This window comes from Mesorhizobium sp. M1A.F.Ca.IN.020.06.1.1 (assembly GCF_004023265.1).
In the GTDB taxonomy this organism is placed as follows: Bacteria; Pseudomonadota; Alphaproteobacteria; order Rhizobiales; family Rhizobiaceae; genus Mesorhizobium.
Genome location: NZ_RZSR01000077.1, coordinates 1 through 10,910 on the forward strand (window position 1 = coordinate 1; position 10,910 = coordinate 10,910).

Here is a 10,910-nt window from a genome sequence, read left to right on the forward strand (position 1 = left end):
GTCCGTTTCGATCGTGGAGTCCTCGGCCGACTCGCCTGAGCTAAGGCTTCAGGTGCGAGCGTACGCGGATGGCGAAGACGCCGAAGAAATCGACGGACTGGAGGCGGAGGAGAAGCCAGTCGCGCTCGACTTCATCGCCGACCATATGTTCGCTACGCTTCGCGGGGCGAACAACCTTGTATTCGCCGGGTCACGCAGGCGCGTCGAAGCCTTGGCGGACAGGCTGCGGACGCGATCCGAGAATGGCGGTGTCCCCAACGAGTTCTTTCCCCATCATGGCAGTCTCTCGAAGGAATTGCGGGAGGAACTCGAAGACAGGCTGAAGCAGGCCAACCTGCCCACGACAGCGGTCGCGACGACCACTTTGGAGCTCGGTATCGATATCGGATCGATCAAGTCCGTGGCCCAGGTCGGGGCGCCGCGATCCCTCGCGTCGCTTCGCCAACGTCTGGGACGCAGCGGCCGGCGGCGCGGCGTTCCTGCGATCCTTCGCATCTATGTGCGAGAGCGAAATCTCGGACAGGATTCCGACGCACTCGATCATCTCAGGCTTGAGACGGTGCGTGCAGTTGCCGCCGTGCGCCTGCTCGTCGCGAAGTTCGTCGAGCCACCTTCCGTCGTCGACGCCGTTGCGACCGTCGCGCTTCACCAGACGCTCTCCGTGATCGCACAGGAGGGCGGGCTGCGTGCTGATCGCCTTTTCGAAACGATATGCTCGGGTGGTCCGCTTTCCGTTTTGGGAAAGGGCGATTACATCGAGCTGCTGCGCGGCATGGCCTCGGCGGACAATCGGCTGCTGGAGCAGGCGCCGGATGGAACCGTCATGCTCGGCGAAATCGGGGAGCGACTTACGGCTGGCCGCGACTTCTACGCCGTGTTCTCGACGGACGAGGAGTGGCGGATCGTCTGCGGCGGGCGGACGCTTGGCGCTATCCCTATCTCGAATCCGGTCGCCGTCGGAGTGGTGATTGCGTTCGCTGGGCAGCGCTGGCGTATCGCTACGGTGGACGACCGCAGCAAGGTGCTCGAGGTCGAGCGGCATCGGTCCGGAAAGATTCCTCAGTTCGACAACGTGATGAGCGAACCTGTGCACGACAGGCTCTCGGCCGAAATGCGAGCGGTCCTCGAAGGCGATAGCATTCCCGCTTATCTGGATGCGGCAGCCGCCGACTTCCTGCGGCAGGGTAGGGAGGCCTTTCTGTGGCTCGGACTGCGGCAAACCAGATTCCTGCCGGCAGGGAAGGATACGCACGTCCTGACCTGGAGAGGTACTGAAGCCAATGCCGTTCTCGCCTTCACATTGGTTTCGGCGGGCCTTGAATGCGTGGTGCACGACATCGGTGTGACGGTTCTGGAGACTACACCTGAAGAAGCTGAGGCGGTCCTTCGCCAGGTAGCTGAACGCCCACCAGATATTCAGTCCATTTCCGAGTTCGTCGAGAACCTCGAGACAGCGAGGTTCGACGGTATGGTCCCTGAGCCACTTTTGCGAAGGCTGTGGGCCAAAGCGCGCGCGAACATAGGGACAGAGATCGGCGCGGTCGCGACAGAACTACTCAATCCGTGCGGCTAGCGGTGCTTGGAGAAGAAATTGTTGCCCCGCGAGGCAATCGGGTCGCTGGGCGAATGCGGTTCAGCCGCAGTCTAAACAGGAGGAATGACACATGGCGAGGCAGCATTCAACGCCTCTGGTTATCTCCGGCGACGGAGCTTCGGTAGTGACTGCAAGGCTCCTTGAGCTTGGCGGAGGCGGACATGGCATGACCGAGGCGGCGATCCAGGATCTCATTCACCGCTTTCCATCTTGCCTGCCCATCGCCGAGATCGATCCGCTATTCGCTAACCCGGTACCGATTTGCCGAGAGCTTTCGACGCCGGCTGGTCCAATCGACAACTTCATGGTGACGCCTACAGGCCTGCCAGTACTCGCGGAATGCAAGCTTTGGCGCAATCCAGAAGGCAGGCGGGAGGTAGTTGGGCAGATTCTCGACTATGCGAAGGAACTAGCGCTGTGGACCTCATCCGACTTGCAGCGCGAGGCCAGCCGACGAGTTGGCAGAGAAGGAAATGTCCTCCTCGATCTGGTTCGGGCAGCAGGGAACGATGTGGACGAGATCAGCTTCAATGACGCGCTGACAGTGAACCTGAGGAGAGGGCGGTTCCTGCTTCTGATTGTTGGTGATGGTATTCGCGTCGGGGTCGAGACGATCACGGAGTATCTGCAAGGCCATTCCGGTCTTCATTTTACATTGGGCCTCGTCGAAATGCCGATCTACCAACTGGCAGACGGGGCGCGGATCGTCGTGCCGCGTGTTCTTGCGAAGACGCAGACAATTGTGAGGAGCGTTATCGCGCTTCCGGATGGCCTCGCTCTGTCTGAGGACGAAGAAGAGGAATCCTCCGGTTCCATCGAGTCACCGGAAAGACGAGCCGGGCGGGAGCGGCGCAACGCCATCAGGCAGAGCTTCTGGCAAGATTTCCTGGCGGGACTCCATCTCGACGATCCGGATCAGATGCGGCCTCCACCTGCCCTTGGCGGCCATATCGTCTTCAAGTTCGGAGCTCCTGGTGGCTCAAGTTGGTTGACAGTTTACCGTGATGTGCGCACCAACCGCGTCGGCCTGGACCTTTCTTCTAACCGCAACTCGGTGGGCGAGCGGGCGTCTAAAGCGCTGGCCCCTCAGGCGGAAGAACTGGCTGCGGAATTGGGCCCAGGGGTGACTATCGATTTTGAGGGCGATAGGCCGATTATTGCGCAGGACTTCACCGTGCGGGACCTAGAGAATCCAGAAGACCGCGCACGGGCGCTCAACTGGCTTCAGGAGCGGACGAACGCGTTTATAAACGCACTTCGGCCGCGCATCCGATCGGCGCTTCGCGCTTTAGTGGAGGAATGAACTTCGGCGCGCGGCAGAAAATTCAGGGTGTGAAATATCCAGTTCGCACTGAGAGGCATTCTCATCGAATAGAAGCAACTTCCTGACTCGATGGCGACTCACGTTTCAACGGGGTGAACGGCAGCTTCGCATATATCGCTCGTTGAAGGGGCGGGTGCCGCATCCCACGACCGGACATTCAAGCGAGCAGGTGGGATGGTTTATTCACTCGGAAGTGTCGGGCGTATCCCACCGGCTCCCTTCCTTACCCGCCAAATAGACGGGAAAAGAAGCCACGCTTCGCCGGTTTCTGTGGGTCAGGGGGCGGTTGGATCCGGCTGCTTTGCTTAACCGGCTCTTGCCAGTCGACCGGTTGCGCGACAACAGTCTTGGGTAACGCCCGCGCCACGGGCCTTGATGAAATTGCCGAAGCTCGCGGTGGCTCACCTTTGCCGCTCATGACGGGAATCTCGATCGCCTCCTTGGCGCGTGTCACGGCGACATAGAACAGCCTAAGTTCCGCAGCGTCCTCCCGCTCTCGTTCGGCCCTTTCCGCGGGAGTCCGCACCTCTCGGCTTTTCATGAAGTCGTCCATCAGTCGAACATTCTTCCATTCCCGCCCCTTGGCCTTGTGTGCTGTCGAGATGACGACCTCAGCCTGCTCCTCGCTGACGGATTGGTTGATAGCCCAAAGGAGCCGCTTTTCGCCCTTGCTCTGCACCAGGTTGACGAACGTGGTCAAGTGCTCGCCCTCGGTGGTCTTGGCGAAGTCGACCACGGACTCCCAACTGGTGAATCCGAAGAAGTCGGCGACGTCGGTTGGACGCCCCTCCTTCAGGTCCCGCACTCCCCACAGCAGCTCCTTGAGGTCCTTGTTGTCGCCAACGAGGTGTGGCTTCCGACCTTCATCAAGGCATTGAATTAGCGCGGTCATGACGTTCGCATTCGTTCTCGCGAGAATGGCATTAGGTTTGCACGTCCCGACCCTGCTTGACAAAGCGGGGTTGCCGGTCAGCGGCACGTCCTCGCCGAGCCGCCTCAGAATGCGGGACGCCTCGTCGGCGATCTCCCGACCAAATCGAAACGATCGTGTTAAGCTCACGGTGCTATCGGTCTCGATTGCTTCCATCGCATTGATCGCGCCACGCCACTCGTAAATCTGCTGGTAGCGGTCCCCAACATAGACAAGCTGAGCATTTTGCCTCCTCAGCACGTCGAGTACGACGGGATTGGTGTCCTGCGCCTCATCAAGAAGAATGTAATCGGCTGCGATCTGCGGCTTTGACAGCCCCAGAGCTTAAGGAACCCGTCAAAACCCAGCGGGATCACGTCGTTTGCGTCGCACATACGTCCCCATAGGTGCTTGGCGTTAGTGCGCGCAAACTCGTTTACCGCCTTCAAGGTCTCGTCAGTGGCCGCAAGTAGCGATCCGTGACGTGGCACGTGCGCGTCAGAAATTTCATGGTCGCCGCTTTGCGCAAAACGTCTGACTGTCTGCTGAATCAGATAAGCCTGAGACACTGGTTGGAGGGAGTGTTCGCGGTCAACACGCCAAGCCTTCTTGAGCTCAAGAATCTCCGCAAGCTGCTTCGCACTGACTTTTCCGGCAAACTTATCCTTCGTTTTCTTGTAATCAGAGTGCAGAGACTTGAGCGCCAGGCTGTGGGTGGTGGAGCAATCTATTGTAGGCGGAAATTTCTCACGAGCATCCCCGACAATCGCCTTGTTGAAAGCAATGTATTGGCCGCGACTGCGAGTCCCGTGAGCAAGGAACTGTAAGGTTGATGTCTTCCCAGTGCCTGCATAGGCATTAATGCGGAGAGAACCGCCAGACAGGAAAGCGTTGATTGCCTTTTCTTGCTCCTCGGTAGGCTTGCGATTGTCTAGCTTCGCCTTGAACTTTGTGTGCGCAACGCGGGCCGGTTTGTTGGAGGCTCGAGGGACTTGTTCGAAAAGGTCCGCCTGCTTGACATCCAGTGCAGATTTAGCGCGTACCAGGAGCTTCCCGGCTCGAGCTGTGGTCCTTACGCCCGCCTCACTCGCGATGGCTTTGATAGTCTTACTGTCCCCATTCGCTGTGGCCTTATCTAGCATCGTCTCAAGCTGATCGATCCTCAACGAAATAAAAGGTCGCTTCATGCCAAACCCCCCGGCTGGTATTCGCCCTTGCAATGACGGCTCAAGTGGATCGTGAAAGTAGGGAATGACTTACCGCGAACGACAGAAGCTCATCCAGGCCTGTCTTTATCATAACAGATCAGCGAATTGGTCCGAGAGGTCCTCCTCCGGCTCGTCCGGTTTAGTCGACAGGAATTCGTGCAATCCTTTTAGCTTGGCCAAAAGTTCGTCGAACGTGACGACCAGCACATCTCGTTGGCTTCCGCGGTAGATCTCGAACGACCTCTTCAAGTCGTGCGTTTCCGGCAGCCTACCGATGATCAAGATGCAGGGAACCGACCAGGCCTGAATGTGGGGCTGGTCGTCTTCTTCTTTCTTTGCCGCGATACCCTTGATCAGCCTGAGTTTCTGGTCGAGCAGCTGATTCACTCCACCCGACAAGTCAGTGGATGGGCCATAAAGTGTCGGCGCGCGGTAAGGGTCTTTCGTCAACAACGGGGTTTCGGTCGTTTTGATCTCAACGATACCCAAATTGCCTAGCATACCCGCCTCCAGGAGGTAGTCCGCATATTTCTCGCCGGAACGCTTGAGGCCCATGCCTCCGACCGATGCCTGGTCCGTGTAGATAATCACAGGCAGGCCGAAGAGCATCTTCAGCACGAAGGGGTTCTGTACGAAATACTCCTGCCAAAATCCCTCCTTTCTTCGTTTGAGAAGTTCCTTGGACATGTCCTCGATAAGGACTTGCAGTGAGACGAGCTCGATCTTCTCGCTCAACTCAAACAGCTGCACCGGGTCGTCCTTGGCGATCTTGTCGACCTGACGGATCACCGTTCGGACGGCTGCAGCAGTGTTGGAGTTGCGGGAGCGTGGAGTGCCTCTCTTCGCGAGGGCGGACCACACCATGTCTTTCAGGTCTAAGGCTGATCGCTCGAAATCATCGGGTTCGAAATCCGGCACGACGGATGGCAGGAGGCGGTTGCGGAGGTAACTCAACTTCTCTCCGTTCGCGAATTTCACCGCTGCGTCATGAGCACGATTAATGTCCAGCCGTACGTCGTGGTAGATATGCTCCGGCAGCCGGATCTCATCACCGTCGATCGAGATCTCGTCGTCATTGCAGATGGTAAGCCCGGCGGCACCCTTCACTTCGTCGAATGCACTTATAATGTACCGTATCCGGGGATCGACACCGAAGCCTTCGAACGGCTTGCGGTGGAACCCGGTGGGCAGGTCGAAGAACATTCCGAAGCCGGCCTGAAAATCCATCGGCGGGTGGTCCTCGAAAGATATGCGTTTAATACGTATTTCGTCTTGGTGAAATTGCTCTGATTGGATCGGAGCCATATCGGGTAGGTGGTAAGCGAACGCGTGGGGAAATCGTACTCGGCAATCAGAAGAGGCCAGTGATTGTCGGTGAAATTGACGCCTGAGGCCTTGCCCCGCTTGAACGCCTCTCCGCTGAGGTAATAGCTCAGATATTGGGTTCCCTCGTCTGGAGTAAGCTCAATCACCAAGGACGATCCATCCTCAGGATGAACACCCGCATCCACTATCGTTCCGCCGTATGCGGGCTTGTCCTGTAATTCCCAAATCTCAGGCATGCGCTCACCTCTACCTCCACGTCCTAGACGCAACATGCCCGACGGCAACAAGGATTTCAAAGTATCCTTCACTGGCACCCGAACGGCAGATTATCGAGCCGTTATTCTGAAAGGGGAGGAATGCTGCGTGCCCGAAACGTTTGGTCAGGAAAGCGCCTCCATCTTGCCATGCAGGCAGACTTGGCTCCCTCTGGAAGCGGACATCGCCGGCGAATGATGGCAATCACGTTCCGCCGAAAGCCGATCATTTGCCGTTTCGTTGCAGCGGGGTCATTTATAGAGACTTCGCCGATAGATCGCAGAGCCCTTTTCCCAACCGAGGGTACTCGCTCAATGGCAAGGTTCTATGCGGAGCCGCGCATGATCAATTTAGCCTCGAGTCGTCTGATCTCCGGGCTCCGCGTAGGCGCTTTGGGGTATTCACTTAGCCGCGAGAAAAAGCATGCCGACGCCGGTCTCGGCGATGCCTCGATAATCTTGCGCCGCGGCTTTCAGCGGCGCGCATGCGAAGCGGATGAGCGGGTGGTCATCATGGTCCGCGACGCGCAGAGCCCTTGTCGATCGTTGCAGGGGCTACAAGTATGGCCCTGTGATGCTACTCGGGGGATGCCAAGAAGATGACCGGGGAAATCGTTAAGGCCATGGATCACTGGTCGATGCCGGCAACGCTGTCCGAACCTCGCAAAATAGGCGCTCTGGCAATTCTGAGTTCCCGAGACCCGCCGTTCGTTTATCAACTGACTTGGTCAGCGATGACTGGCTCAGCCACCTTTACAGAAAGACTTTGCACGCGCAATCCGGTCCAAAAGATAGGTCCGATACATAGAAAGCAGCGCCAACGATCCTGGGTCAGTGTTTGCAATCAACACCTCCAACGCATCGAGCGCGGCGCCCAGTGTGAGCGGTCCCCCATCGGCATATAGCAGCCGCTCGGCAAGCGCACGATCAGCGCTGGCCTGATCCTCCTTAGACAGCAACGAACGATGTTCCGAATACACGAGCCGAGTGGCCAGCGACCGAAGCCGCGGATCCGTGAGGCGGGCAGCAATGGCGGTGCGCTCCTTCCATGGTGCATCATGGAACTCGTCGCAGAGCCGGCTATCCTCGTCGTTGATGAGCCCGCCAGAGTAGAGACAAGCCTCCGGATATAGTGACGGTTCAGTGACCCTCCAGTTATCTGTGTAGATACGGATCAGCCTTGCGCCGATCTCACCGGCGGCGCGGTAGCGGCGAGCCACTTCGCGGGCAGTCTCCACATCGATCCCCGGCATCAGGTCGTCCGCCTCTTCGAGCGGTGTCAGCGTTGGAGCACCATTCACTCGCAGCCGTCGTAGCGGCGTCCCCTTACGTGAAACCTCGGCTCGAACCTCATCATCCGACATCCGATCCCAGCCGTCTGGATCGTGATCCAGGTCGATGCAGAACCTTCCGTGACGGTTGTCCGGGCTCACTCCGATGCAGACGACCGCACGGTGGTAAGCTTCGCCGCCGTAGAATTCCGTCAGCACGAAACCCTCCTCCTCGTCGACGATTTCGGCAACGGCTGCCCTGTTCGAAAGTCGGACGAATCGCTGCCAAGCGTCAGGCGATCGATCTTTGACCATGCGGCATAGTGCGACTGTCCCAAGGACATCCGACATTGCATCGTGGGCATCCTCCGAGCCGAGGCCGTTCGCGTCCAGGAGCGAGGCCAGCCTGAAGTCGCGTCGCCCGTCGACCTTGAGCGGAACTGCCAGACATCCGGAGCTTAGAGCGCAAGCAGTCTGGACCAAGCCATACGCGTCAGCCCTGCCGCAGCCTGTCCCGCTTGTCAGGTATGGATGGAAAAGGGTCTGAAAGAGGGCGTTGCGCAGCATCTCCTCGTCGAAGCCAATCGAGTTGAAGCCGGCGAAGACTGCGGGGGACCAGGCGAGCAATTTGTGTCTCACCTCAGCCACCATCTCGCTATGCGTGGGTAGTCCGCGATCAACGAGCAGTTCGATTGGTAAGCGGTTCGTAAGCATAGCAGCAGGATGCGGCACTACATGCGGCTGCAGCCGTGACCTGACCTCGAATCTGTCGAGTTCCTTCAGTTCATGGTCTGTGTGGATGGCGGCAAAGTGCAGAATCTGATCGAACGCCGGAGAGAGCCCGGTCGTCTCGGTATCAAAGAAGACGTATCCCAAACGACCACCCCGCTACCAGGAGTAGCTCAATCGATTCCTCACGGCAGAGGCGCTCACCTTAAACCTGCGCGCGAGTGCGTCGACCGCAGCATCATCATCCAAATCGAGGCCTTCCTCGCCGATAGCATCGGCCAGGAACGCTTCCGGCATGAGGAGCTCCGCCGCGAACGCGTTGGCCTCCACCTCCAAAGGATCGGTGCCCTCGGCCGAAATCCTGTCGCGGTGCAGGATGCGGTCCACGTGTACCGCCTCCGAGATAACCTCGGCATGAAGCAAATGATGGGCGAGTTCGTGTGCGGCGGAGAAGCGCTGCCGATTGGGATGGTGCAGCGCGTTAACGCCGATGATCCTTAGCCCATCGCGAATGTATGCCATTCCAGATAGATCGTCGCCCAACGGGGCAAACTGGAGAGTGATGCCCCGCGCCTTGATCAACCGCTCCACAGGCACTGGTGGAGACCGCACTCCAGACTCGGCCAGAACCGATCGCGCCAGGTTGCGGGCGCCGGCAGGATTCGCCTTTCTCATGAGCGTGAAGCGGTCTCATCCGCTGGCAGCCAGCGGTCGATCACCTCCAGTACACGTGCCGCGTCACTGTCGGACAACCTGCCGCCCGAAATGCGAACCTCGAGCTCGCTTCGCGGCGGAGCTGGTCGCGCAGGCAAGAGGTCGCCGACGTGCCGAAAACGCAACGCCTGCGCGAGATCGTAAACGTGATGCAGGAGCACGTTCTGGCGGCCCTTCTCGATGCTGGCGATGGACGCGCGCGACAAGCCTGTGAGGCCGGAGAGTTCGGTTTGGGTCATGTCCAATTCCTCGCGCCGTTTCGCCACCGCGCGTCCGAAGGCGATGTTTATGGGATGTGGTTGAGCCATTGTTCCATGATTGTTCTGGACACAGGCCGATGTCAATAACAAACACAAAATGTGATTGATGATCACATCACGTTGTGAGTATTGACATCTTTCTATCCGGACCCCATATTTCCCCCATACCGAGAACCGACTCGGTGGGCATCAAGGAGAAGACCATGTCGAAAAGGATCCACGTTGTGCCGTATGGTGATGGTTGGGCGACCAGGCGGGAAGGCGTAAATCGCGTCGGCTCGACGCACCGCACCCAGTCGAGTGCCGCCGATGCGGCGCGCAGCACCGCTATCCGCGAACGCGGCGAAGTCATCATTCACCGCCCGGACGGCCGCATTCGAGACTCAAATTCGTACGGCAATGATCCCTTTCCGCCGAAGGGCTAGGCAACTGCCGCCTGACTAATGGAGAAAAACGCATGACCGAACAATCCAACGACAAGAAGGACAAGGAGCCGAAGACGGTCAACATCGTCGTTAACGACGTTGCCCGCGTCGTTCCCAAGGGCAAGATCTCTTTCGACCAGTTGGTGGAGATCGCCTTCGGGAGCGAAGCGAATCCTGCCGACGGCTACCGCATTTCCTACGATCGCGGCCACGGCAATGCCTCGGGCAAACTTAAGCCGGGCAGTTCAATCGAGGTCGTCGAAGGCATGGACTTTACCGTTACTGGCACCGGACAGTCGTAGGCGGGGGTTGCAAATCTGATGGAAAAGCTTCCCCCGTCGATTGACGGGAGCATCCAGCGTCTTCTCGACGAGGGATATGCCCTCTACCGGCGTGGCCACTATTTGGTCGCCCCCGTCCCGTATCTCGATGCTGCCGGAGATCCGCACACCGGATTGATGGTCGACGTTCTAAATCTCGACGAGAACGGCAATGTGCGTACCCTACCGACCAACCATCAGATGTTCTTCGTCGGTGGACAGCCCTACGACGACAAGGGCCGCATTCTGTTTGGAGGAAGGGACGTGAACGCGACGCCGCTGTTCGATGGCAAGGTGTCGTCGTTCTACTGGTCATGGAAGCCGCACGACGCGAACGGCAGCAATCGCGACTATAGAACCCTCCACGAGAAGTTCACCGAATACATCTTCTACGTTTCCGGGCCGGCGGAGGCGAAGTACCCCAACTTCAAAGTCACGCCGTTCGCGGCCATCGCCCAATCCAGCCAAGAATGCCCCTTTCCGTTCGAGGACATGAATTCGGCACGGGCCAACCTCGGCGAACTCGACAAGCTTCTCGCTGGAGACACAATTGCCATCATCGGCGTGGGCGGAAC

General features: G+C 58.5%; 11 protein-coding genes. 5 read left to right on the forward strand and 6 right to left on the reverse strand.

Going from position 1 to position 10,910, the window contains the following annotated elements; genetic code table 11:
* Together EOA60_RS05850 and EOA60_RS05855 are read left to right on the forward strand one after the other, a co-directional pair.
* On the forward strand, positions 1 to 1,573 hold a 1,573-nt coding region (locus tag EOA60_RS05850), incomplete at its 5' end, for a helicase-related protein (protein ID WP_128311131.1).
* A 187-nt stretch (positions 1,574 to 1,760) separates the two neighbouring features.
* Complete coding sequence (locus EOA60_RS05855) at positions 1,761 to 2,897, forward strand: hypothetical protein (RefSeq protein ID WP_245479292.1); 1,137 nt, start codon at positions 1,761 to 1,763, stop codon at positions 2,895 to 2,897.
* 244 nt (positions 2,898 to 3,141) lie between these two features.
* Here the strand turns inward: EOA60_RS05855 and EOA60_RS05860 are convergent, their stop codons facing one another.
* From EOA60_RS05860 to EOA60_RS05885, 6 genes are all read right to left on the reverse strand, one after another.
* Complete coding sequence (locus EOA60_RS05860; protein WP_128311133.1) at positions 3,142 to 4,005, reverse strand: 3'-5' exonuclease; 864 nt, start codon at positions 4,003 to 4,005, stop codon at positions 3,142 to 3,144.
* Positions 4,006 to 4,082: 77 nt separating this feature from the next.
* Positions 4,083 to 5,015 carry a hypothetical protein gene (locus EOA60_RS38800; RefSeq protein ID WP_245479234.1) on the reverse strand — a complete coding sequence of 311 codons (933 nt, stop codon included), beginning with the start codon at positions 5,013 to 5,015 and terminating at the stop codon, positions 4,083 to 4,085.
* 108 nt (positions 5,016 to 5,123) lie between these two features.
* Positions 5,124 to 6,263 carry a Shedu immune nuclease family protein gene (locus EOA60_RS05870; RefSeq protein ID WP_164748383.1) on the reverse strand — a complete coding sequence of 380 codons (1,140 nt, stop codon included), beginning with the start codon at positions 6,261 to 6,263 and terminating at the stop codon, positions 5,124 to 5,126.
* A 1,096-nt stretch (positions 6,264 to 7,359) separates the two neighbouring features.
* A complete protein-coding gene (locus tag EOA60_RS05875; RefSeq protein ID WP_127335533.1) occupies positions 7,360 to 8,763 on the reverse strand; it encodes an exonuclease domain-containing protein in 1,404 nt (467 codons plus the stop codon).
* A 12-nt stretch (positions 8,764 to 8,775) separates the two neighbouring features.
* The gene (locus tag EOA60_RS05880) at positions 8,776 to 9,207 is read right to left on the reverse strand and encodes an ImmA/IrrE family metallo-endopeptidase (RefSeq protein WP_348632704.1); all 432 of its coding nucleotides are present in this window, start codon (positions 9,205 to 9,207) and stop codon (positions 8,776 to 8,778) included.
* 80 nt (positions 9,208 to 9,287) lie between these two features.
* A complete protein-coding gene (locus EOA60_RS05885) occupies positions 9,288 to 9,704 on the reverse strand; it encodes a helix-turn-helix domain-containing protein (protein ID WP_245479233.1) in 417 nt (138 codons plus the stop codon).
* 89 nt (positions 9,705 to 9,793) lie between these two features.
* Between EOA60_RS05885 and EOA60_RS05890 the strand changes: the two genes are divergently transcribed.
* The 3 genes from EOA60_RS05890 to EOA60_RS05900 all read left to right on the forward strand — a co-directional run.
* Positions 9,794 to 10,015: a DUF2188 domain-containing protein gene (locus EOA60_RS05890; protein WP_127335535.1), complete on the forward strand. Its 222-nt coding sequence runs from the start codon at positions 9,794 to 9,796 to the stop codon at positions 10,013 to 10,015.
* A 32-nt stretch (positions 10,016 to 10,047) separates the two neighbouring features.
* Complete coding sequence (locus tag EOA60_RS05895; protein ID WP_127335531.1) at positions 10,048 to 10,317, forward strand: multiubiquitin domain-containing protein; 270 nt, start codon at positions 10,048 to 10,050, stop codon at positions 10,315 to 10,317.
* Positions 10,318 to 10,335: 18 nt separating this feature from the next.
* Positions 10,336 to 10,910, forward strand: a 575-nt coding sequence (locus EOA60_RS05900) for a DUF6791 domain-containing protein (RefSeq protein ID WP_206628098.1), incomplete at its 3' end; no start/stop codon positions are given.